Source organism: Lacrimispora xylanisolvens (genome assembly GCF_002934545.1).
Classification (GTDB): domain Bacteria; phylum Bacillota; class Clostridia; order Lachnospirales; family Lachnospiraceae; genus Lacrimispora; species Lacrimispora xylanisolvens.
In genome coordinates this window covers 105,370-129,912 of the sequence record NZ_PTJA01000003.1, presented here as the reverse complement: position 1 = coordinate 129,912, position 24,543 = coordinate 105,370, and the positions used below count along the sequence as shown (strand labels likewise).

General features: G+C 45.8%; 17 protein-coding genes and 1 pseudogene. 8 read left to right on the top strand and 10 right to left on the bottom strand.

Translation table 11 applies throughout. The features are described 5' to 3' along the window. Nucleotides 1–350: 350 nt before the first annotated feature. Nucleotides 351–1,499: a sodium ion-translocating decarboxylase subunit beta gene (locus tag BXY41_RS06280; protein WP_104435942.1), complete on the top strand. Its 1,149-nt coding sequence runs from the start codon at nucleotides 351–353 to the stop codon at nucleotides 1,497–1,499. Nucleotides 1,500–1,516: 17 nt separating this feature from the next. Then, nucleotides 1,517–1,672: an OadG-related small transporter subunit gene (locus tag BXY41_RS26635; RefSeq protein WP_170072229.1), complete on the top strand. Its 156-nt coding sequence runs from the start codon at nucleotides 1,517–1,519 to the stop codon at nucleotides 1,670–1,672. Between the two features lie 558 nt (nucleotides 1,673–2,230). Here the strand turns inward: BXY41_RS26635 and BXY41_RS27450 are convergent. Beyond that, nucleotides 2,231–3,976, bottom strand: coding sequence for a hypothetical protein (locus BXY41_RS27450; protein ID WP_242980115.1), 1,746 nt, complete (start codon nucleotides 3,974–3,976; stop codon nucleotides 2,231–2,233). Between BXY41_RS27450 and BXY41_RS27445 the strand changes: the two genes are divergently transcribed. The 5 genes and pseudogenes from BXY41_RS27445 to BXY41_RS06270 all read left to right on the top strand — a co-directional run bounded on the left by BXY41_RS27445 (nucleotide 3,961) and on the right by BXY41_RS06270 (nucleotide 8,994). Beyond that, nucleotides 3,961–4,182 carry a hypothetical protein gene (locus BXY41_RS27445; RefSeq protein WP_242980114.1) on the top strand — a complete coding sequence of 74 codons (222 nt, stop codon included), beginning with the start codon at nucleotides 3,961–3,963 and terminating at the stop codon, nucleotides 4,180–4,182. The genes BXY41_RS27450 and BXY41_RS27445 overlap by 16 nt on opposite strands. 123 nt (nucleotides 4,183–4,305) lie before the next feature. Further along, nucleotides 4,306–4,431: a hypothetical protein gene (locus tag BXY41_RS27440; protein WP_278321414.1), complete on the top strand. Its 126-nt coding sequence runs from the start codon at nucleotides 4,306–4,308 to the stop codon at nucleotides 4,429–4,431. A 1,607-nt stretch (nucleotides 4,432–6,038) separates the two neighbouring features. Continuing rightward, nucleotides 6,039–6,629 (top strand): annotated as a pseudogene (locus tag BXY41_RS27435) (hypothetical protein); the annotation flags it as partial. Nucleotides 6,630–7,013: 384 nt separating this feature from the next. Further along, complete coding sequence (locus BXY41_RS27430) at nucleotides 7,014–7,346, top strand: hypothetical protein (protein WP_242980113.1); 333 nt, start codon at nucleotides 7,014–7,016, stop codon at nucleotides 7,344–7,346. A gap of 217 nt (nucleotides 7,347–7,563) precedes the next feature. Then, a complete protein-coding gene (locus tag BXY41_RS06270; protein ID WP_104435937.1) occupies nucleotides 7,564–8,994 on the top strand; it encodes a complement C1q domain-containing protein in 1,431 nt (476 codons plus the stop codon). A gap of 50 nt (nucleotides 8,995–9,044) precedes the next feature. Here BXY41_RS06270 and cls read toward each other — a convergent pair whose 3' ends face one another. Further along, nucleotides 9,045–10,595: a cardiolipin synthase gene (cls, locus tag BXY41_RS06265; protein ID WP_104436300.1), complete on the bottom strand. Its 1,551-nt coding sequence runs from the start codon at nucleotides 10,593–10,595 to the stop codon at nucleotides 9,045–9,047. Between the two features lie 175 nt (nucleotides 10,596–10,770). Between cls and BXY41_RS06260 the strand changes: the two genes are divergently transcribed. Beyond that, on the top strand, nucleotides 10,771–11,877 hold the full coding sequence (locus BXY41_RS06260) for a DUF362 domain-containing protein (RefSeq protein ID WP_104435934.1): 1,107 nt from the start codon (nucleotides 10,771–10,773) through the stop codon (nucleotides 11,875–11,877). Nucleotides 11,878–11,920: 43 nt separating this feature from the next. Here the strand turns inward: BXY41_RS06260 and BXY41_RS06255 are convergent, their stop codons facing one another. The 8 genes from BXY41_RS06255 to BXY41_RS06220 all read right to left on the bottom strand — a co-directional run bounded on the left by BXY41_RS06255 (nucleotide 11,921) and on the right by BXY41_RS06220 (nucleotide 24,532). Further along, nucleotides 11,921–13,837, bottom strand: coding sequence for an LTA synthase family protein (locus BXY41_RS06255; protein WP_104435931.1), 1,917 nt, complete (start codon nucleotides 13,835–13,837; stop codon nucleotides 11,921–11,923). Between the two features lie 157 nt (nucleotides 13,838–13,994). Next, complete coding sequence (locus BXY41_RS06250; RefSeq protein ID WP_104435928.1) at nucleotides 13,995–14,477, bottom strand: zinc ribbon domain-containing protein; 483 nt, start codon at nucleotides 14,475–14,477, stop codon at nucleotides 13,995–13,997. 87 nt (nucleotides 14,478–14,564) lie between these two features. After that, complete coding sequence (locus tag BXY41_RS06245; RefSeq protein WP_104435926.1) at nucleotides 14,565–16,730, bottom strand: DUF6449 domain-containing protein; 2,166 nt, start codon at nucleotides 16,728–16,730, stop codon at nucleotides 14,565–14,567. Beyond that, nucleotides 16,705–17,604, bottom strand: coding sequence for an ABC transporter ATP-binding protein (locus BXY41_RS06240; RefSeq protein WP_104435923.1), 900 nt, complete (start codon nucleotides 17,602–17,604; stop codon nucleotides 16,705–16,707). Before BXY41_RS06240 ends, BXY41_RS06245 begins: the two co-directional genes overlap by 26 nt. Continuing rightward, a complete protein-coding gene (locus BXY41_RS06235; RefSeq protein WP_104435920.1) occupies nucleotides 17,601–17,996 on the bottom strand; it encodes a GntR family transcriptional regulator in 396 nt (131 codons plus the stop codon). Before BXY41_RS06235 ends, BXY41_RS06240 begins: the two co-directional genes overlap by 4 nt. Nucleotides 17,997–18,084: 88 nt before the next feature. Beyond that, on the bottom strand, nucleotides 18,085–18,894 hold the full coding sequence (locus BXY41_RS06230; protein WP_104435917.1) for a DUF4397 domain-containing protein: 810 nt from the start codon (nucleotides 18,892–18,894) through the stop codon (nucleotides 18,085–18,087). 193 nt (nucleotides 18,895–19,087) lie between these two features. Next, nucleotides 19,088–22,627: a pyruvate:ferredoxin (flavodoxin) oxidoreductase gene (gene nifJ / locus BXY41_RS06225; RefSeq protein WP_104435915.1), complete on the bottom strand. Its 3,540-nt coding sequence runs from the start codon at nucleotides 22,625–22,627 to the stop codon at nucleotides 19,088–19,090. A 201-nt stretch (nucleotides 22,628–22,828) separates the two neighbouring features. Next, nucleotides 22,829–24,532: a VanW family protein gene (locus BXY41_RS06220; RefSeq protein WP_104435912.1), complete on the bottom strand. Its 1,704-nt coding sequence runs from the start codon at nucleotides 24,530–24,532 to the stop codon at nucleotides 22,829–22,831. Between the last annotated feature and the right edge of the window lie 11 nt (nucleotides 24,533–24,543).

Sequence of the window (24,543 nt, the reverse complement as noted above, 5' to 3'; positions counted from 1 at the left end):
CACACAATTCGATATAATGCACATATAGCACTGGTTCTTAAACTATTTTTATGTTATTTATTTGTATATTATGTATATTTTTCGCTATTTTTGTTATTAAATACGGATTATATTCCAAAAGTTTATGACAATAATTAGATATGAACCATTCGTTTGAATTATAAAACTTATCTGTAATATTAACGAATAATTAACAGATAAAAATTCAAGAACGCATTGACACAAATAATGATCATAGTTTAAAATAAAAATGTTTATTTTTATTGTTATTTCATAAATTTTATATTATATTTATTAAATATAGTTGCAGTTTACACAATAAGGAAACCAAGCTAAGGAGGATTTTCATTATGGAGTTTTTATTGTCAGGTGTCACAGCAATTACTTGGCAGCAGTTGGTTATGTATGGAATTGGTGGATTACTGATCTATCTTGCCATAGTCAAAGGATTTGAACCTTCACTTTTGCTGCCTATGGGTTTCGGAGCGATTCTCGTTAACCTTCCCTTGTCAGGAGTACTAAACCAGACGATTGAAGGGGTAGGGAATGTAAACGGAATAATCCAGTGGTTATTTGAGACTACCATTGAATCTTCTGAAGCTTTGCCAATTCTTTTGTTTATTGGAATCGGAGCAATGATCGATTTCGGACCACTGCTTTCCAATCCAAAAATGTTCTTATTCGGCGGTGCTGCACAGTTTGGTATCTTTTTTACAATATTGCTGGCAGTAATCTTTAACTTTGATCTTAATGATGCTGCAGCAATTGGTATTATCGGTGCTGCGGATGGTCCAACCTCTATTCTGGTTTCCCAAATTATGCACTCAAACTATATGGGAGCAATTGCGGTTGCTGCATATTCTTATATGGCACTGGTACCCATTGTACAACCTTTTGCAATCAGACTGGTTACTACCAAAAAAGAACGTATGATCCGGATGGATTATAATCCGGCATCAGTAACAAAATTAACCAGAATACTGTTTCCAATCATAGTTACCATAGTTGCCGGGCTTATCGCACCTCAGTCTGTTGCACTGGTAGGCTTCCTTATGTTTGGAAATTTAATCAGAGAATGCGGCTGCCTGGGAAGTTTATCTGATACGGCTCAGACCACACTTGCTAATCTCATCACTTTGCTGCTTGGCATCACAATTTCTTTTAGTATGCAGGCGGAAGCATTTGTAAATGTGAATACATTACTTATTATGCTGCTTGGATTAGTTGCATTTGTTTTTGACTCCATCGGCGGCGTCTTATTTGCAAAATTCCTGAATCTGTTTTTAAAGAAAAAAATCAATCCGATGGTTGGCGCTGCAGGAATCTCTGCTTTCCCCATGTCAGCCCGTGTCATTCAAAAAATGGGACTTAAGGAAGATCCGACCAATCATCTCCTGATGCATGCGATCAGCGCAAATGTAGCAGGCCAGATTGGTTCTGTTGTTGCAGGAGGCGTCGTTATAAATCTGGTTAGTCAGATTCTTAAGAATATGGCTTAGATGAAAGGAGCTTTATTATGAATACACAAAATATAATTTACGCTTTAGAGATTATGGGAAAAGGTATGGCTTCCATATTTATAGTGATTGGAATCTTAACAGCAATTGTAGTCCTGCTCTCTAAGATTACAAATACATCTAAATTGAAACAGGACAACTCTGAAAAAGACTGATCCTATTATTCTGTTGAAAGAAAAGGCTTCTCACGCTGTGAGGAGCTTTTTTTGTGTTCATACCATCCGGGTTTACAAATTGTTTGCAGTATCCAGATCCCTATGCCGTATGTCCCTAAATCCGTCTGCTAACATACTATATATAGATACTTCTGATTAATTAAAATCAGTATCATTATTTAACTCAATTTAAACAAGGGGGATAACTATGGCTGATATTGCTCTCCAATTGGAATTAAACAATTCCGTTAGCATAGAGGCTGGAAATAATGTTCTTTTTGACAGCATTGTCTTCACTTCAGGAAATATAGCTTACGATCCTGCCACAGGTGTCATCACTTTTCTGGCAACAGGAAGATTTTCTATTGACTGGTGGCTGGCAACACAATCTTCTCAATCTACAAATGGAACTTCATTTGCACTTGTTACCTCACAAGGTGATTTTCTAAGAGGAAATTCTCCGTTAAAAACTGGTGAAGTATATGGAGCTGGAATTATTGAAGTCGTCAGTGCTCCTGTTACTCTATCGTTAGAAAACATTAGCACAGCAACTGTGTTTTACTCTCCACAGGTTCCTTTACTGGGTTCTATTGTAATAGTACAGGAAAATGTTACAGGTGATGGATCTACTGGGCCGACGGGACCTACTGGACCGACCGGGCCGGCGGGACCTACTGGACCGACCGGGGCTACTGGACCTACTGGAGATACTGGACCGACCGGGTCTACTGGATCTGCTGGGGCTACCGGACCGACCGGGGCTACCGGATCGACTGGGGCTACTGGACCCACCGGGGCTGCTGGACCGACTGGGGCTACTGGACCGACTGGTGATACTGGATCTACCGGTGCTACTGGACCTACTGGCGCAACTGGACCTATTGGTGTAACCGGACCTACTGGTGCGACTGGACCGACCGGGGCTACTGGACCTACTGGTGATACTGGATCTACCGGGGCTACTGGACCGACTGGTGCGACTGGATCTACTGGTGATACCGGACCTACTGGCGCAACTGGACCTACTGGCGCAACTGGACCCACTGGTGATACTGGGCCGACCGGCGCAACCGGACCTACTGGCGCAACTGGACCTACTGGCGCAACTGGACCTACTGGCGCAACTGGACCTACTGGCGCAACTGGACCTATTGGTGTAGCCGGACCTACTGGTGATACTGGACCGACCGGCGCAACCGGACCTACTGGCGCAACTGGACCGACTGGTGATACTGGGCCGACCGGCGCTACCGGACCCACTGGCGCGACTGGGCCGACTGGTGATACTGGGCCGACCGGCGCTACCGGACCCACTGGCGCGACTGGGCCGACTGGTGATACTGGACTTACTGGCGCTACCGGGCCAACTGGCGCAACTGGACCTACTGGCGCTACTGGACCTACTGGCGATACCGGACCGACTGGTGATACTGGGTCGACCGGCGCAACTGGACCCACTGGCGCTACCGGACCGACTGGTGATACTGGACCCACTGGTGCAACCGGGTCTACCGGTGCTACTGGACCAATTGGTGATACTGGGCCTACCGGCGTAACCGGACCTACTGGCGCTACTGGGCCGACTGGTGATACTGGACCGGCTGGCGCTACTGGGCCGACCGGCGCTACCGGACCGACTGGCGCGACTGGACCGACTGGTGATACTGGACTTACTGGCGATACCGGGCCTACTGGCGCTACTGGACCGACTGGCGCTACCGGACCGACTGGTGATACTGGACCTACCGGGGCAACCGGACCGACTGGCGCTACTGGACCGACTGGTGATACTGGACCCACTGGTGATACTGGACCCACTGGTGCAACCGGGTCTACCGGTGCAACTGGACCGACTGGTGATACTGGGCCTACCGGTGTAACCGGACCAACTGGCGCGACTGGGCCGACCGGGGCAACCGGACCGACTGGCGATACCGGACCGACTGGTGATACTGGACCCACTGGTGCAACCGGGTCTACCGGTGCAACTGGACCGACTGGCGATACCGGACCGACTGGTGATACTGGACCCACTGGTGCAACCGGGTCTACCGGTGCAACTGGACCGACTGGTGATACTGGACCTACCGGCGTAACCGGACCGACTGGCGCTACTGGACCCACTGGTGATACTGGACCGGCTGGCGATACTGGACCTACCGGCGATACCGGACCGACTGGCAATACCGGGCCTACTGGCACAACTGGACCAACTGGTGATACTGGACCTACCGGTGTAACCGGGCCTACGGGTGATACTGGACCAACTGGCGCAAACGGACCCACTGGTGATGCTGGACCCACTGGTGATACTGGACCGACCGGGGCTACCGGACCCACTGGTGATACTGGACCCACTGGTGATACTGGACCTACTGGCGCGACTGGACCTACTGGTGATACCGGACCGACTGGTGTTACTGGACCGACGGGTGATACTGGGCCGACTGGCGATACTGGACCTACGGGCGATACCGGACCTACGGGTGATACTGGGCCAACTGGTGTGACCGGACCTACGGGCGATACTGGGCCTACTGGACCGGCTGGAGGACCCACCGGCGATACCGGGCCTACCGGCGCTACCGGACCCACTGGCGATACTGGACCTACGGGCGATACCGGACCGACTGGTGATACTGGGCCTACCGGCGATACCGGACCGACCGGCGATACTGGACCTACTGGTGACACCGGACCGACTGGTGATACTGGACCGACTGGTGATACTGGACCTACTGGCGCGACTGGACCTATAGGACCGACCGGCGATACTGGGCCTACAGGTGATACTGGACCGACGGGTGATACCGGACCGACGGGTGATACTGGACCGACTGGCGATACTGGACCGACTGGTGATACCGGACCTACTGGACCGACTGGCAATACCGGACCGACTGGACCGACGGGCGATACCGGACCTACTGGACCGACTGGCGATACCGGGCCTACTGGACCGACGGGCGATACCGGACCTACTGGACCGACTGGCGATACCGGACCTACGGGTGATACTGGACCTACTGGTGACACTGGACCTACTGGTGATACCGGACCTACTGGACCTACCGGCGATACCGGGCCTACGGGTGATACTGGACCTACTGGCGATACCGGACCTACTGGTGCAACCGGACCTACTGGCGATACCGGACCTACTGGACCGACTGGACCTACCGGCGATACCGGACCTACTGGATCTACTGGACCTACTGGACCTACTGGCGATACCGGACCTACTGGACCGACTGGTGACACTGGACCTACGGGTGATACTGGACCGACGGGTGGCACTGGGCCTACTGGCGATACCGGACCTACTGGTGCAACCGGACCGACCGGCGATACCGGACCGACGGGTGATACTGGACCTACTGGCGCAACTGGACCTACTGGCGATACTGGGCCTACGGGTGATACTGGACCTACTGGTGCAACCGGGCCTACGGGTGATACTGGACCTACTGGACCGACTGGCGATACTGGACCTACGGGTGATACTGGACCGACTGGACCTACCGGCGATACCGGACCTACTGGACCTACTGGCGATACTGGACCGACTGGACCTACCGGCGATACCGGACCTACTGGACCGACTGGCAATACCGGACCGACTGGACCTACTGGCGATACCGGACCTACTGGACCTACTGGCGATACCGGGCCTACTGGACCTACTGGCGATACCGGACCTACTGGACCGACTGGTGACACTGGGCCTACTGGTGACACTGGGCCTACTGGTGATACCGGACCTACGGGTGATACTGGACCGACTGGTCCTACCGGCGATACCGGACCTACGGGACCGACTGGCGATACTGGACCTACTGGACCGACTGGCGATACCGGACCTACGGGTGATACTGGACCTACTGGACCGACTGGCGATACTGGGCCTACGGGTGATACTGGACCTACGGGTGATACTGGACCGACTGGTCCTACCGGCGATACCGGACCGACTGGCGATACCGGACCTACGGGACCGACTGGCAATACCGGGCCTACGGGTGATACTGGACCGACTGGTCCTACCGGCGATACCGGGCCTACGGGTGATACTGGACCGACTGGACCGACTGGCGATACTGGGCCTACGGGTGATACTGGACCGACTGGTGCAACCGGGCCTACGGGTGATACTGGACCTACGGGTGATACTGGACCGACTGGTCCTACCGGCGATACCGGACCTACGGGACCGACTGGCGATACTGGACCTACTGGACCGACCGGCGATACCGGACCTACGGGTGATACTGGACCGACTGGTCCTACCGGCGATACCGGACCTACGGGACCGACTGGCGATACCGGGCCTACGGGTGATACTGGACCGACTGGTCCTACCGGCGATACCGGACCGACGGGTGATACTGGACCGACTGGTCCTACCGGCGATACCGGGCCTACGGGTGATACTGGACCTACGGGTGATACTGGACCGACTGGTCCTACCGGCGATACCGGACCTACGGGACCGACTGGCGATACTGGACCGACTGGTCCTACCGGCGATACCGGACCTACGGGTGATACTGGACCTACGGGTCCTACCGGCGATACCGGACCTACGGGACCGACTGGCGATACCGGGCCTACGGGTGATACTGGACCTACGGGTGATACTGGACCGACTGGTCCTACCGGCGATACCGGACCTACGGGACCGACTGGCGATACCGGACCTACGGGTGATACTGGACCTACGGGTGATACCGGACCGACTGGTCCTACCGGCGATACCGGACCTACGGGACCGACTGGCGATACTGGACCGACTGGACCGACTGGCGATACCGGGCCTACGGGTGATACTGGACCGACTGGTGATACTGGACCGACTGGACCTACCGGCGATACTGGACCGACTGGACCTACGGGACCAACCGGCGATACCGGACCCACTGGACCGACTGGCGATACCGGACCTACTGGACCTACCGGCGATACCGGACCCACTGGACCTACTGGACCAACCGGCGATACCGGACCCACTGGACCTACTGGCGATACCGGACCTACTGGACCTACTGGCGATACCGGACCTACTGGACCTACTGGCGATACCGGACCTACTGGACCTACCGGCGACACTGGACCGACCGGCGATACCGGACCTACTGGACCGACTGGTGATACTGGACCGACTGGACCCACCGGCGATACCGGACCCACTGGACCGACCGGCGATACCGGACCCACTGGACCTACTGGCGATACCGGACCGACCGGACCGACCGGCGATACTGGGCCAACCGGTGCTGGTGGTGCATTAGCTTTTACTAACGCAACAGGAACCGTAGGTGTCTTTCCACCTCTAGCCACGGAGGTGGCGGTTGCATCTACAACAGCTTCAGTTATTACAGATAATAATGTAAAAGTTGACTATGGAATTGATCTGCAGAATGTAACAACTGCAGATTACAGTTATACTGCCGAATTAAGATTATACAGAGATGGAACTTTAATAGACACAAGAACTTCAAGTTTCAGCGGTTCAGTTGCTGCTACGCAAAATACGGCAATTGCTAACACTTATGTTGATACTGCTCCAGCCACTACTACTTCAACCTATCAATTAAGAGTAATTTATACTGCTGCCACAAATATCACAAGTGCAAGTGTGATTAACAGAAATCTTAATTTAATCGTATTTCAATAACAGAATCTGATATAAAAGTACTATTATCAACAAAATACGGCACTTTACAAGTTAAGATATTTATCGTGTCCATGGAGAATCAAGTTTTCTCTAACAAACTTGAGACTAATCACATATGATATGTTATAAAGGATTGAAAAAGCCCTTTATAATACAATTCACATCTACAAGACATCATACAAGTAAAAAAATTACACCTTGACAGGAGGGAGTTATAATGAGTAATTGTAGAGATTGGGACAGAAACCACTGTGGTTGTGGTGGTTGCGGCGGGGGCTGTGTAGGCCCAGTCGGACCACAGGGACCACAGGGACCAAGAGGTTGCCCAGGCCCAACCGGACCACAGGGACCTAGAGGATTCCAGGGTCCAACCGGACCTACTGGACCTCAAGGAATTCCAGGTCCTGATGGACCTACCGGACCACGTGGTCCTCAGGGTCCTGTAGGACCACAAGGACCGCAGGGTATTCAGGGACCAGTTGGACCTACTGGACCTACTGGTGCTACTGGTGCTACTGGCGCTACTGGCGCTACCGGACCTACCGGACCTACCGGCGCTACTGGCGCTACTGGCGCTACCGGTGCTACTGGACCTACTGGCGCTACCGGCGCTACTGGTGCTACTGGCGCTACCGGACCTGCCGGACCTGCCGGACCTACCGGACCTACTGGCGCTACTGGCGCTACCGGTGCTACTGGCGCTACCGGACCTACCGGACCTACTGGTGCTACTGGTGCTACTGGTGCTACTGGTGCTACCGGACCTACCGGTGCTACTGGTGCTACTGGCGCTACCGGACCTGCCGGACCTGCCGGACCTACCGGACCTACTGGTGCTACTGGTGCTACTGGTGCTACTGGTGCTACCGGACCTACCGGACCTACCGGTGCTACTGGCGCTACTGGTGCTACCGGACCTACCGGACCTACCGGTGCTACTGGCGCTACCGGTGCTACCGGACCTACCGGACCTACCGGTGCTACTGGCGCTACTGGTGCTACCGGACCTACCGGACCTACCGGCGCTACTGGCGCTACCGGTGCTACTGGACCTACCGGACCTACTGGTGCTACTGGTGCTACCGGTGCTACCGGACCTACCGGAGATACTGGACCTACCGGACCTACCGGACCTACCGGACCTACTGGTGCTACTGGTGCTACCGGTGCTACCGGACCTACCGGAGATACTGGACCTACCGGACCTACCGGACCTACTGGTGCAGCTGGACCTGGCGCTCAGCTAAGAGGTATCGAGGTACTGTTAACTACAGGAGAAACTGTTGCGAATGGCAGCCCTGTCATCTTTAATACAGTTGTAAATGACCAAAGTATAAATATTTCTTATAATACAGTTACAGGTGTCGCAACCATTACAGCCACAGGTATCTATTATGTTTCCTGGTGGATCTCAACAGATGGTGCCGGACCTTCCACTTATGTTGAATTCTCAACTCAGATAAATGGCAGCGGAGGAATTCCTGCAGATTCACCAATCGTTACTGGTCAGCTTAATGGTTCCGCTTTGGTGACAGTAGGTGCAGTTCCTGCTACCGTACAAATCATCAATACAACTGGTCAGGATGTATTCTACGGTACAACTCCGGTTATCGCTCATATGATAATCCTTGAAGTTTCTGTATTGTAATAGATCTTAAACCACAAAAAGCGCCGGTGCAAAAACCGGCGCTTTTTCTATCACATTAGCGGTGCAAACAGCCTGAGTGCCCGCCCCGCAAATCTTTCATACCACGTATCATTTGGTATATCTTCTAACGCAATTCTTCTGCACGAAGACAGTGTTTCCTGATAATCCCGTTCTACATCCCGGATCACTTCATTGCGATACAAATATGTTCCGCATTCAAAATGAAGATACAGGCTTCGAAAGTCCAAATTAATTGTACCAACTGCTGCCTTTGTATCATCACTTGTAAAGACTTTTGCATGCATGAACCCAGGAGTATATTCCCATATTTTAACGCCTGCCCGGATCAACTCTCCATAGTGTGATTTAGCAAGCAGAAAAGCATATTTTTTATCCGGAATATGTGGGAGGATAATGGAAACATCCACCCCTCTTTTTGCAGCAAATGTCAGAGCTTTCACCATCTCGTAATCAAGAATCAGATAGGGAGTCATAATATGAACATAGTACCTGGCATTATTAATGATATCTAAGTAAACCTCTTCTCCAACCGATTCCTTATCAAGAGGACTGTCTCCATAGGGAATCACAAATCCCTCCATATTAAGTTCCAGGGGGTAAAAATACTCCGGGTCTCTTAAATATTGATCATATTTCTCCGGTTCCTTCTCAGATATATTCCACATTTGAAGAAACATCATGGTAAAGCTTGTAACAGCATCCCCCTTGAGCATAATTCCTGTATCTTTCCAATGACCAAACCTTACTTTTCTGTTGATATATTCATCTGCCAGGTTGATACCGCCTGTAAACGCAGTATGTCCGTCTATTACAAGAATTTTTCGATGATCCCTGTTATTCTGATAACTGGATATCACTGGTTTGATTGGTGAAAATACTTTCGCCTTCAATCCCTTTTCCTGAAGTATTTTAATATAATTATAAGGAAGCACCGTTAATGATCCCATCCCATCATACATAATCCGTACTTCTACCCCTTCTCTGCTTTTTGATTCCAGCAGTTCCAGTAAGGAATCCCACATTTCCCCTCTTTCAATAATAAAAAATTCCAGAAAGATAAATCTCCTTGCATCAGCGATCTCCCGCTTCATAGCTTCAAACATTGCTTCTCCCAAAGGATAGTACTGTGCGTTGGTATTTCCATAGGTTGGATAATGACCATATTCTTTTATATAATGTGCCAGATTTGCATTTCTCCTGCTGGCTTTTAATAAACGTTCCATAACCCTGGGATTCTGCTCCAGATAGCACTCCGTCTCATCCATGCTGGACTTTAACTTCTTCTCCATAAACCGTTCAATAATCTGTAATTCCACCAGCATATAAAAAAAGGTTCCAAAAACAGGAACTGCTGTTACAGGTATCATCCAGCTCATTTTAAAGCTGGGATTCTCTTCTTTATTTAAGATATAAATAATAACCAGTGCGCTAAGCAATGTAACTGCACCATAAAAATACGCCAGATAAAAGCTCAGAAAGCGGTATGCTGCTGCTATAACCAGAATCTGTATCATAAGTGATATAACTGCAAACATAGACCTTCCAAAGATAATCCTAAGCATCTTTTTGATACGACCCATCCTCTGTACCTCCACTCCGCCAATTTGTTTCTTTACATGGTTCATATTATACCGCCTGACCAGGTATCTTGCAAGTATTTGCCAAACAGCTCACGGAACAAATAAGTTTTATTGAAATTCCCTTTTATTTACAGTATAATGCTTAATAATAAAAATTATCAAAAGGAGACCATCTATGGAAAAATCCAAGGTTTATTACACAAATTTTCATACCACTTTCCGTGAAAACCTTCCTCAAAAACTTGCCCGGCTCATTAAAACAGCTGGTATGTCTGAGCAAATTGATTTCCAGAATAAATATGCCGCAGTAAAAATCCATTTTGGAGAACTGGGCAACTTATCATTTTTACGCCCTAATTACGCAAAGGTAGTGGTTGATTTAATTAAAGAAGCTGGCGGAAAACCATTTTTAACCGATTGCAACACCTTATATGTGGGAAGCAGGAAGAATGCCCTGGATCATCTGGATACTGCCTATGAAAACGGATTTTCACCATTTTCCACTGGCTGCCATGTTCTGATTGCCGATGGTCTGAAAGGAACGGATGAAATTCTGGTTCCAATGGACGGAGAATACATTAAAGAAGCTAAAATCGGACGGGCAGTTATGGACGCTGATATTTTCATATCTCTCACGCATTTTAAAGGACATGAAAGCACAGGTTTTGGAGGGACTTTGAAAAATATCGGAATGGGATGCGGTTCAAGAGCAGGAAAAATGGAGATGCATAATGCGGGTAAACCTCATGTAACCGAAGAGACATGCATCGGCTGTCATGCCTGTGAGAAAAATTGTGCTCATGATGCTTTTTCATTTGAAAATAAAAAAGCGATGATTAACAGCAGCAGATGTGTCAGCTGCGGCCGTTGCATTGGCGTTTGCCCAGTAGATGCCATCGAATCTGATTGTGATGAATCAAACGATATTTTAAACTGTAAAATAGCGGAATATACACATGCAGTGCTAAAAGATCGTCCCAACTTTCATATCAGCCTTGTAATGGATGTTTCCCCTTACTGCGACTGTCACTCAGAAAATGACATCCCGATCATTCCGGATGTAGGAATGTTCGCTTCCTTCGATCCTGTGGCGCTGGATGTTGCATGTGCAGATGCAGTAAATAAGCAGCCAGTTATGGCAGGGAGCGTTCTTGAAAAGCACGGGAGCCACCACCACGACCATTTTAAAGATACCCACCCTACTACAAACTGGAAATCTTCCATAGAACACGGGGTGAAAATAGGACTTGGAAATGCTGAATATGAATTAATTTCAATATAAGGATCCAAAAAGAGAGAGGTTCTCAAAACCTCTCTCTTCTCTTTTAATCAGACCACCCCATATGATAGACTCCATCTTCACTGAGGGGGACTTTATCCCTTCCAATCTGCCAGACTGAAATCTCACTGTTGTTGACCTTTTTTTCAGAAACATCCTTGGCTATAATCAGCTGAGGCCACACATAGGTGGTGTCCACCTCTTTTCCATCAAGACATACTTTCGAATAAGGAGTAAAATTCTCACCGTAAATCAGCAGGTTTGAATCATTGTAAACCACTTTATCAATTTTTATTTTATCAATTCCCATCTTTAAATCAGTTTTCAGATATGGACTATCTCCGCCATATACTTTATGCTCTCCGTAAAGAATATCATACTCCAGATTTTTCATATCCTCCAGATAGCTTTCCTCATTGGTATTTTCCCCATTTAAATATTTTTGATGAAACCGGATCATGGTTCCTTCATGAATATTCAGCATATTAAGAACATGAGAAGAAAGCTGATAAGCCTCCACATCCTTTTTAACCACAGGCAGATTCATGTTATTCCAGATAACATATTCTGTCTGAAACAGGGAGTGATTCTTCATCTCATCCTCACTCCATTCAAAACCTGGAAGATGATCACCATACATCACCAGTACGATAGGTTCTTTTCGGGTTCTTAATGTATTGACAAGGGAACGAATAAACTGATCCATCTCATTAATCTGCTGGCAGTAATATTCGAAATTCGGATACTTTCCATGACCCTGTACCGATATGGTGTAAATATAATCCGGTCCTGGTGTGGAATCCAGTGTCTTAATAATCTCGCCAGTTAAAATTTTATCCTTACACCACCCAGTTGGATTCCGCTCAATATTGTTCATATATTCAATCGGAGTAAAGGTATCAAATCCAAGCTGGGCAAATACCCGGTTTCTGTCATAAAAAGTGGCTTCGTTATTGTGAATGGTATGAGCCGTGTATCCCAGATTTTTCAAATCAAAAGCAGTGCTTTCACAGGAGGTTTTTTTAAGTACTGTCTTATATGGATATTCACCCGGGCCGAAAAAGTCCAGATTCATACCGGTTATGTTTTCAAACTCTGTATTAGCAGTACCTGCTCCAACAGAAGGAACGCTTAAATATCCCCCTGGATAATTTTTTTGCAGTTGGTGGAAAAAGGGAATGGGATCATAGTCTACCGGATTGTTTTTCCACAAAGACGGGTCAAAGAACGATTCCAGCTGAATAAAAATTACATTGGGTTTTGTGTTTTCTGTAATTGCATAGGTGTTTTCAGGCACCAGTTCCTCCGACTGAATGGTTTCCAATGTTTCAGACCCGTATCCTTCCGGCTTTGCTATGCCGGTATTAAATACGGAATTGGAAAAACAGTATGGGAATCCGTATGATCGAAAGCCTTGTCCGATGTTGCCAAAATGAACCGCTACCAGTCCGTACCTCATGGCACCGGTTGTAATACCAAGTACCAGTGCAGTACTCAGAAGAATGATTGCCACCCCATGACTCAGCCTGGTTTTCTCCTGACTGACTGGTGCTTTTTTCCAGACTCCCACTAATAAGATTAATGCAAGTACACCCCCTGATACCATGAGGATAATCTGCATCCAGGTAAAATAAACGGTAGCAAGGCTTATGGCATACTTCACCAGGCGCAGATCGGCTGCTGTAAAGGGAGTTGTACGGAAGATCAGAAGAATACCGTTTACAATCCCCATAAAAATCCATAGAAAAGTAATTAAAATACAGGCAAATGCTTTTCGCCTGGTAATGAACATAATTGTAAAGGGAAGAAAAATAATTAATGTATTAAGCAGAAAGATTAAAAAACTATTCCCTATATAAGAACCCAGATTTAACAGCGACTTCCGGCTGGCCAGCTCAATCACTATATTAATACCTGCAGAAAGAGCTAAAAGCTTCCAAAGCCATCTGACATAAACTTTCATTTTATACCTCATCTTCTTTGCACATTTGCGAACCGGGTTTAGTCTACCACATTTTACGGCAAATTTACATACCTTTTTTTAAATTAGCAACGTGTAGGAAGAAATTTCTATAGCGGGCACACTAAAAAAGGACCGGAATAAATCCGGCCCTTAATAATCATTCCTTTTCTTCCGTAGGTTCAAACACATCATCATTCACAGCGTTAATGCCGGCAGTTGCATTCACTTCCTCTGCAGAGGTAGTCTGCTCCTTCTCATCCATCTCTTCTGAATCAGGATCAGCTGCTGCCTCTTTCACAGGTGCCCCGCACTTGCCGCAAAACAGAGAGCTTTTGGGAACCTTTGCTCCGCACTCCGCACAGATACGGCTGCCTTCGCTTTGGGTCAATTCAATCTCCAGGGCGGCAATTCTTGCCCGGCTGGCTCTGACAGCTTCATAAGCTTTGGTATAAGCTTCCTTAGGCTCACTGTTGTCTTCATAATACAGTTTTCCAATGACTGCATAAGCTTCTTCCAGCTTGGTTTTCTCTGCACCGATCTGTGTCTTTAGCTGTATCGTCTCAGTCAGTGCTTTCGCCTTCGTTGCAACCTCTTTGCCGGTATCACTAAGTGTCTTTCCCAGCTCTTCAAAAAATGCCATCCGTGATTCCTCCTTTGACTTTTGCTCCTACCATTGTAACTTTATTGGAAGAAAAAGTCAATGAAAGACTGTTATCACAGTTCCTGTTTATGGCTTTAGAGCTTCTCTTACGGAATCGGGAAGCTGCTTTAGAGGTACAATATACTGAATCTCACTGCGATTGCCCAATGCACTGCTGACAGCAGAAAAACTGATACACTCTGTATTCCAGATACCAAATGGGTTCATGCCTGCATATTCATCAATGGCGGCCTGACTCATAATCTGAGCAATCAGCTGGGGATCCGAAACTGTATAGTATAGAGAACTGCTGTTTTCATAATTATCCTTATCATACTTGGATAACTGGCTTAAATCAAAGGTGATTTCTTTAATTTCTTCATAAGAATTCCAGCTGTCTACATCCAGCTGACATTCCCTTAATAAATTCAGAGTATTTGTAAAGGAAGGATAGATCGGGTAATACCCTCTGGATGTCAGATCACTATACTGCCAGGAATTCCGGTTTAGCTCTCTCTTACTGTCTGCTTCAGCCTGAATCTTTGTCATAAACTGAATGGATGCTACCGGATTTTCTTTGCTCATAGTCTCAACTTTCAACTGACTTAAATCTTTCTGATATGCAAGAAGGAGTTTTTCCGTCATAGCCTTATCTGTGCCATTTTTGTCACGGCTTATAATATTTGACTGTGATCCCCTGCTGACTCTCACTGCAGATGTATTCTCAGCTGTCTGACTGAAAATAGGATATACTGCCTGAATGAAGTCCTGGTCTTCGTATAGCTGGGACAGTTCCTCTTTTACCTCTGAATTTTTCAGGGAATAGCTGCGATATACATTTTTTCCGTTCTTAAGGGTATATTTTACAGAGAAATTACAGCTTCTGTCTGATTGATCCCAATCGTTATCAGGTAATCGGTCCCAATTTTTGCCCCGGTTGTATTCAACCGCCTTTTTCACCATAGACAGCGCCGGTGCTTTATTTTCCAGCTTCATATGGCTGAAAATATAATCATCTCCACTTTGATACACCCAGCGATAATCATCTACGGTATCCCATACTGCTTCTCCATATGAAACCCAATTGTTATCATTATTCAAGGATATCGCCATGGAATCTATGGAATTTTCCGAAGGTATATAACTGTCATATCCAAACAAATCCATTTGGAAGCCACCAAATATCACTGCCGCTACAAGAGCTGAGGCAATCATCTGCTTCCAGTTTGAAAATAATTTTCTAAAGTCAAAGTGGTAAATGATTTCAATGACACAATGAGACAGAAACATGCCGCAAAGCAAACCAAATACCGCCCACCCCATATCAGAACGTATGGTCCAGAAAACAAAGCATCCGGAAAGGGAAGATAAAACAACAATGGGAATCCGGATAATTGGCATACTGATTTTAAATGCCATCGCCTTTTTTGCAGACTCAGAACCTCTTTTTTTATACAAAAACAGACAAAGGAAGGTGAATATAACAAACAAGAGAGCTACAATTATAATCTGAGAAACCAATTCAGCCCCCAGTCTCCCGCCATTATCAAGTGCAACATTATAAATAAATATTGCATATGGAGAAGATTTTACCAGAAACGGGCGGAACAGTTCTTCTCCGCTTCTATAGCTGGTATGAAAAAAGTATCCATAACATCCCTGTAAAATAAACAGTAATATTGTAAAATAACCTTCGAACACTGCTGTACCAAATATACCTACAATCACGCTTCCTGTCATAATCATAGCCAGTACTGTAACAGCGTAGATCATGGCATAATGAAGCATAAAAAGCAGATATCCTGAAATAACGGAACCCATAAGTGCAGAAGGTGATATACCATAAGCCGTAGTAACACCCAGGGTAAGAATTAAATTAACCCCATATACAACTGCCACAATGAATATACCATTGAGATAATTGGCCCAGAATAAGTGTTTTCTGTTTACCGGAATTCCATGATAGAAGTCAACCTTTTGTCTGGAGTGAAGATAGGAAAAACTTGTAACTCCCATCACAATGGATAAAGCAATCAGCAAAAAGGTGATAAAGCCATTCTGAAATCCCATTAAATGCCTTAGTTGAGAATGAATACTGGCTATGGTTTCCTCCTGTTTCAAAGATTCTCCAATTACCATAGCGATGGTAACCGGGAGTGAGAAGAAAAACATCAGAAAAGCAAGAGTCACCGCCCAAAGTCTGCGCTTACCATCTTCCTGTATCAATTTAAAAAATAAGCTTTTTGATGTCATATCCTGCCACCTCCGTTTCACTTATAAATATTTCTTCCAGTGATAAGGGAATAATCTCATAGAAGACAGGCTGGAAGGATTCCATCATTCCAACAACCTCTTCCCTGGTTCCCCGCACTGTCATGGTATAAAGCTTTCCTCTCGTCTCCGTCTTAATCCTGTCTAAGGATACCAGGTCGGCCTCTGTCATACCATCTTTTAACACACACTGAACCTTATGAATATTCAGCTTTAAATCATCTAAATCCTTTGAAAGCAGTATGCCTCCTCTATGGAGCAGTCCTACATGGTCACATATATCTTCCAGCTCCCTTAAGTTGTGAGAGGCGATAATGGGAGTTAAATTTCTTTCCGCCATATCATTGGCAAAAATACTTTTTACTGCCTGGCGCATAACCGGATCCAGACCGTCAAATGTCTCATCACAGAATAAATAATCTGTATTGGCACTGATGCCGCAGGCTACAGACAGCTGCTTCTTCATACCTTTTGAAAAGGTATGTACCTTTCTTCTCATTTCCAGCCCAAAATTACCGATCAGACTTTCAAAGCGCTTCCGATCAAATTCCGGATAAACTTTACTGTAAAATTCCATCATATCCCGGGGAGTTGCATTATTAAAATAATACTGATCATCTGAAATATAGAAAAATCTCTTCTTCACATTCTCATTTTCAAAGACAGACTCTCCATCTATGGTCACAGTTCCCTCATCTGGTTTTAAAATTCCACTTAGCAGCCTTAAAAATGTGCTCTTGCCAGCTCCATTGGTACCGATGAGACCAAATACATTCCCGTCCTTTATCTCAGCACTTACATGGTCCAGTGCCATGATATTGTCAAATTGTTTTGTTAAATTTTCTGCCTTAATCATTCCTTCACTCCTCCCCCTGATCCGGTTTCTTCATATATCCATTCCTCTGCCAGCCACGAATGGGCTTTATCCTCTTTTATCCCAGCCCTCTTTGCCTCTTCGATCCAGTCCCCCAGTTTGTTCTTTAATTCACTGGTTTTGAGAGCACGGATGGAGCTGGTATCTGCAACAAAACTGCCTCTTCCTTTTACGGAATAAATAAAACCTCTCCTCTCAAGCTCCATATAAGCTCTCTGTATGGTATTGGGATTGATGGATAAATCTGTGGCCAGACTTCTGACAGAAGGCAGCTGGCTATCCTGTTCCAACACTCCGCAAATCATAAGGTCTTTTAATTTTTCCACTATCTGTTCATAGATAGGTCTGCGATCTTTATAATCAAGCAGAATCATAATTCACCTCTTTCTTAACTGTACCAATACATTTAATACACTTAATATAGCAGATCGCCTCCGATCTGTCAACCGGAGGCAGTGTTATTTAATAATTTCTTCTGTCTTCAACAATCAGGATCCGAATCGCATTCATAGTATTGCTCCAGTTAAATACATATAATGTATAAGAAGCATTTCCTCTGATGTAAAGATTAGAAGAAAGCAGGATATTATCAGTATGGGCATTGCTGCTCATTACCGAAACCAGGTAGAAACCAATCTTTTGGTATTTAAAGGCGGTTACCTCTTTATAGTCTACCTCCTTAAATGTAAGTACTCCTCCATTTAAAAATACGTTCACTTTTCGATTTGTAATGGATAAATTGCAGACCCGAAAGCACCCGGTGTTAATTCCACCGTTGCAGTACATATCCATGATCTCCATTATTTCAAGACCGGTGTCTGAGTTAAACACTGCCACCGTCATTGCCTGCCCCAGTAGGACATCAATCTGTTTCTCTAAATATACGTATCCATTCTCCCCTTGAACAGTCACAGTCTGCTTCTTGGCTGAAACTCTTCCGTATTGACTCATGTCCCCGTTATCCAACCCATTTACCGCAAGCTGTTTGTTAATATAGATCTGAAATGGTTCGTAGCCCGCAGCAGCATTTAAAAATCTTACCAGTCCGTATTCACTGGTATTACAAAAATAGCATGGTATAATTGGCTTGGGAAACACAGTGATTACGGAAGTCCAATGCTCGTCTGTATCCGAATTTTCACTGGGATTTTGTTTTAATGGCCAATCCTCACTAAGGTCCGGAGCGGGTACATTAGATGGGTTGGCTTCCTGATTGGAGTCAGGGGGTTGATTTTGATTAGTGTCATTTTGCATATAATAAATAATACCCATAAAATCCCTCTTTATTATCGTTATATAGTAAGTTTATTCCACGAACAATCCTCAGTGCCTGTCAGACAGGAATCATCCCGTATTTGTTATCAGAATATCAAATTTTATGGATTATATGCAGTATGGGCAGAAAAAGGAAAAGAGGTGCACCCGGTCTTTTGATCAGGTGCACCTCTTTCTATCAATATTCTAATTATTCATTGCCGTATAAAGTAACCAGCTTCTGAAGATATTCATATCTCGCTTTTGCATCTTCCTCATTCTTACCGAATAATTCAGCTGCTCTTTCCGGATTCTTCATTGCTAAGGATGCATAACGAACTTCACCCTTTAAGAATTCCTGATATCCTTCCAGTGCAGGAGCCTTGCTGTCTAAGGAGAATTTCTTCTCAGCAGCAGGATTGAAACGGAAGTTATTCCAGTATCCGCACTCTACAGCAAGCTTCTCTTCTGTCTGTGCCTTTGACATACCCTTCTTGATACCATGGCTGATACATGGAGCGTATGCGATAATTAAGGATGGACCTGGATAAGCTTCTGCCTCTGCAATTGCTTTAACAGTCTGATTGTAATCAGCACCCATAGCAATCTGAGCAACGTATACATAACCATAGCTCATAGCAATGCTTGCAAGATCTTTCTTCTTTGTATCTTTTCCGCCAGCTGCGAACTGTGCAACTGCACCAGTCTTGGTAGCCTTGGAAGACTGTCCGCCTGTATTGGAATAGATCTCAGTATCGAATACCATGATGTTGATGTCCTTACCGCTTGCAAGAACGTGGTCAACACCGCCGAAACCGATATCGTATGCCCAGCCGTCACCACCAAAGATCCACTGAGACTTCTTGCCAAGGAAATCTTTATTTTTTACTACAGCCTTTGCTAAATCGCAATCAACACCATCTAATGCTGCAACCAGTTTATCAGATGCAGAACCGTTGGTAACGCCGATGCTGAAGGTATCTAAATACTCTTTGCATGCTGCTTTTACTTCATCAGATGCTTTATCGGAATTAGCGATTTCTTCTACTTTGCTCTTTAAGCCTTCTCTGATTGCATTCTGAGCTAAAAGCATACCGTAACCGAACTCAGCATTATCCTCAAATAAGGAGTTTGCCCATGCAGGACCCTGTCCCTTTGCATTTACGGTGTATGGTGTAGAAGGTGAGGAGTTACCCCAGATGGAAGAACATCCAGTTGCATTGGCAATGTACATTCTGTCACCGAATAACTGAGTGATTAATTTTGCATAAGGTGTCTCGCCGCAGCCTGCACATGCTCCTGAGTACTCAAGAAGAGGCTGTTTAAACTGGCTTCCCTTAACGGTTGCTTCTTTGAATTTATCAATAACTTCCTGCTTAATTGGCAGAGACTGACCATATTCAAATCTTTCCTGTGTTACGTCGCAGTTAGCTTCCATGTTTACCATAGTAAGAGCTTTTTCGCCCTTCTTTCCAGGACAAACATTTGCACAGGATCCGCAGCCGGTACAGTCAAATGCAGATACAGTGATTGCGAACTGATATCCTGGCATTCCGGTCATAGGAAGAACTTTCATGTTCTCTGGTCTCTTAGCTGCTTCTTCCTCTGTTAAAGCAACAGGACGGATAACAGCATGAGGACAAACATAAGAACAGAAGTTACACTGAATACAGTTGTCTGGATTCCACTGAGGAATGGTTACTGCAATACCACGTTTCTCGTAAGCAGCAGATCCGGAAGGTGTAGAACCATCAACGTAATCAACGAATGCAGATACTGGTAAGGAGTTACCGTCCTGAGCGTTAACTTTTGTCTGAACGTTGTTAACGAAATCAACAACATCCTGTCTTCCTTCTTTGATCTTCTTATAATCAAGTCCTTCGTCTTCGCCGTTTTTCCAGCTTTCCGGAACTTCAACTTTAACAACGCCCTTTGCACCGGCATCAATCGCTGCCCAGTTCTTCTGAACGATCTCTTCACCCTTACGGCCGTAAGTTGCTTTAGCAGCAGCTTTCATAAGCTCGTTTGCTTTTTCTGCAGGAATGATTCCTGTCAGTTCAAAGAATGCAGACTGAAGAATTGTATTGATACGGGTTGCGCCCATACCAGTTTCGATACCGATCTTCACACCGTCGATGGTATAGAACTTAATGTTATGATCAGCAATATACTTCTTAACCTGTCCTGGTAAGTGCTTTTCAAGACCTTCCTGATCCCATGGGCAGTTTAATAAGAATACACCGCCGTCAACCAGTTCCTGTACCATGTTGTACTTACGGATATAGGAAGGATTGTGGCATGCTACGAAATTAGCTTTGCGGATTAAATATGTGGATTTAATCGGCTTATGGCCAAAACGTAAATGAGACATCGTGATACCGCCGGACTTCTTGGAATCATAGTCGAAGTAAGCCTGAGCATACATATCTGTATTATCACCGATAATCTTAATGGAGTTCTTATTGGCACCTACAGTACCGTCAGCACCAAGACCCCAGAACTTACAGTTAGAAGTTCCTTCCGGAGTTGTGATGATATCATCTCCTGTCTCAAGAGAAAGGTGAGTTACATCATCCACGATACCGATTGTAAATGGAGTTTTTGTCTTGTTCTCGTAAACAGCTACGATCTGAGTTGGAGTAGTGTCTTTGGAACCAAGGCCATAACGTCCGGTAAGAATCTTAACCTGATCAAACTTTGTTCCCTTTAAAGCTGCAACAACATCTAAGTATAATGGTTCGCCTAAGGAGCCTGGTTCTTTGGTTCTGTCTAAAACAGAAATAGTCTTAACAGTATCAGGAATCGCATCAATCAGAGCCTGTGCGCTGAATGGTCTGTAAAGACGAACTTTAATCACACCAACCTTATGGCCAGCTGCAACTAAATAGTCAAGAGTCTCTTCAATGGTATCATTAACAGAACCCATGGAAACAATTACATGATCTGCATCAGCAGCTCCGTAGTAATTGAAGAGTTTGTAATCTGTACCAATCTTTGCATTTACCTTATCCATATATTTCTGAACAATTGCAGGCAGTGCATCATAATATGGGTTGCATGCTTCTCTTGCCTGGAAGAAAATATCAGGGTTCTGAGCAGAGCCTCTCAGACATGGGTGATTCGGATTTAATGCGTGACGGCGGAACTCATCAACGGAATCCATATTCACCATCTCTTTTAAATCTTCATAATCCCATGTTTCGATCTTCTGGATCTCATGAGAAGTACGGAAACCATCGAAGAAGTTAATAAATGGTACTTTACCTTCAAGAGCTGCCATATGAGCAACCGGAGTTAAGTCCATAACTTCCTGTACGCTGGATTCACATAACATTGCACAACCGGTCTGACGACAGGCATAAACATCAGAGTGGTCACCAAAGATTGATAAGGCATGGCTTGCGATAGCACGTGCAGATACGTTGATTACACCAGGTAACTGCTCGCCGGCAATTTTATAAAGATTAGGGATCATGAGTAACAGACCCTGGGAAGCTGTATAGGTGGTGGTCAGAGCACCTGCTGCCAAGGAACCGTGAACCGCACCTGCGGCACCTGCCTCAGACTGCATCTCTGTAATGTGCACTGTCTGGCCAAAAATATTAGTTCTTCCGTCTGTAGACCATTCATCTGTAGCTTCTGCCATAGGTGAAGACGGTGTAATAGGATAGATTGCCGCTACATCAGTAAATGCATAGGATGCATGAGCTGCTGCATGGTTTCCATCCATGGTTTTCATTTTTCTTGCCATTCTTGATTTCCTCCTGCAAATGTGAATATTTGTATAATTTGGTTCCCCTTAGGGGAAAGTGACCTGACATTATTATAACAATTATTCAACAAAAAGCAAATATTAAAACTGGAAATTAAAGTATTATTTTCAAAACAATTTAAAAAAAGACAGTACCAGACCTTAAATATGTGTCTGATGCTGTCTTTTTGGATTATTTTATTACTGACTCATGGGATTTGGCTGTATGATACTCTGTGTATTTTCCGCTGTTGTCCCTTCCGTTTCAGCCTGGGTTGCAGGAGTGTTCTGGGTTTCCGCCGCTGTGGAGGGCGCCGTCTCAGCTGCATTCGTTCCCGGTCCGTTGCCCGGTACAGACTGAGTCGGAGCATTCCCCTGGTGGGTCTCCGGTACAGTCTGGGAAGGATCTGTGGCAGGTACCACAACGCCGGTAGTATTCCGTTTTATTGTAGCCGGCTTGCCGCGGTAGGTGCTGTTATGGAAGAACTCATCGCTTACCACAGCACCGTCCTTCTTAGTAACCAGATTGGTTACCCAACGGCTTCCCTTTGTTTCCTGCTTAATCACTTTCTCTTCCCCTGGCTGCATGGTCTGATCCTCTTCATAAATTGGTGCCGGAGCATCTAACTCTGCTGTCTTGCTGGAAGTCATTGACAATGTAACACCGTCTTCCAGTATAGGGATACCTATGATAGAAATTTTAAGCTTGCGATCAGCAAAACTGGTTCTGATGGCGATGGCACTGGAAGAATTATTAACAAACTTCATGTCCGGTCCCCCAAAGCTTACCATCGCATCCTCACCCGGAGTCACATAACTGGGTTCGTAACTGTGGGCATGACGCTCCGTAGTTGTCAGTCCTGCAAAAACAACTGCATTATACAGGGTAGAAGAAACCTGGCATACACCGCCACCCGGCTCTTCAATCAATACTCCATTTAAATAAGCTCCTGCCGGACGGTATCCCTTTGCAGAGGAACGCTCGCCGGTTGTCTTATTAAAGGAAAATTCCTCACCTGGCTGCAGAATCATTCCATTGAGTGCCGTGGAAGCAAGCTCAATATTCTTATTCCTATCGCTGTTAGTCGTTGTTGTTGTCGTGTAAGTTCCAATTACTTTATACAGCGCCTTCGCCTGCTCTTCCGTAATCTTAGGAGCTGTCTCAGTGGCCTGTGCAGCAATGGAGCCCTTATAATTCTTTGCTTTAATCTGTGCCAGAATATCGGCAGTCAGCTTGTCCTGGTCAATTGCAATTCCCTTTTTTTCGCCAGCATAAACAAACTTTCCAGTGGCTTTGTCAAATCCGGAGATAGAGCCATTCTTGGCGGGTACATCCCACTTTCCAGCAATGGCTTTCACCTCAGTTTTTACTTCCTCATCCAAACCATCTGTATCAATGGTATATTCCTCTTTTGAATCCTTACTGTAAATTTCATCTAACAGGGTATCAATCCTGTCATCTAAAAAATTCTTCAGTTCGTATGTTTCATTCTCATAAGTAACTTTCATTCCCCAGCCTATGGACTGGTCAATTGCTTTTTTAGCTTCCGTCTTTGACAGACCCGTTATGGAAACTCCGTCTACATGCACCTCTTTTTTTAACTGGGTCTCAGAGACTTTCGTAGAGTTCACATCGGTCTCTTTTGTCTTATGACCCCCAATATACTTAACAGCAGCCATAACACTGATAACGGAGGCAACAGCGAAAACAGCAGCCAGTAAAATCTTCGTAATTCCGTACTGCGGTCCTCTTCTTCTCTTCTTACCGCGCCTTTGCTGATAGGAGTTTCCTCCTCTGTAAGACTGGCTTGTCCTTCTGCCTGAATTAGGCGTATTTCTTTTGCTTCCGTTCTGGGAGGAATAGGTTCTTCCACCGCTTCTTTGTCTGTTATCATCCTGACTCATTTACTTCACCT

Coding starts and splice junctions, on each gene's coding strand:
- BXY41_RS06280 (WP_104435942.1), top strand. CDS start 351: ATGGAGTTTTTATTGTCAGGTGTCACAGCAATTACTTGGCAGCAGTTG.
- BXY41_RS26635 (WP_170072229.1), top strand. CDS start 1,517: ATGAATACACAAAATATAATTTACGCTTTAGAGATTATGGGAAAAGGT.
- BXY41_RS06270 (WP_104435937.1), top strand. CDS start 7,564: ATGAGTAATTGTAGAGATTGGGACAGAAACCACTGTGGTTGTGGTGGT.
- cls (WP_104436300.1), bottom strand. CDS start 10,595: ATGGGTCGTATCAAAAAGATGCTTAGGATTATCTTTGGAAGGTCTATG.
- BXY41_RS06260 (WP_104435934.1), top strand. CDS start 10,771: ATGGAAAAATCCAAGGTTTATTACACAAATTTTCATACCACTTTCCGT.
- BXY41_RS06255 (WP_104435931.1), bottom strand. CDS start 13,837: ATGAAAGTTTATGTCAGATGGCTTTGGAAGCTTTTAGCTCTTTCTGCA.
- BXY41_RS06250 (WP_104435928.1), bottom strand. CDS start 14,477: ATGGCATTTTTTGAAGAGCTGGGAAAGACACTTAGTGATACCGGCAAA.
- BXY41_RS06245 (WP_104435926.1), bottom strand. CDS start 16,730: ATGACATCAAAAAGCTTATTTTTTAAATTGATACAGGAAGATGGTAAG.
- BXY41_RS06240 (WP_104435923.1), bottom strand. CDS start 17,604: ATGATTAAGGCAGAAAATTTAACAAAACAATTTGACAATATCATGGCA.
- BXY41_RS06235 (WP_104435920.1), bottom strand. CDS start 17,996: ATGATTCTGCTTGATTATAAAGATCGCAGACCTATCTATGAACAGATA.
- BXY41_RS06230 (WP_104435917.1), bottom strand. CDS start 18,894: ATGGGTATTATTTATTATATGCAAAATGACACTAATCAAAATCAACCC.
- nifJ (WP_104435915.1), bottom strand. CDS start 22,627: ATGGCAAGAAAAATGAAAACCATGGATGGAAACCATGCAGCAGCTCAT.
- BXY41_RS06220 (WP_104435912.1), bottom strand. CDS start 24,532: ATGAGTCAGGATGATAACAGACAAAGAAGCGGTGGAAGAACCTATTCC.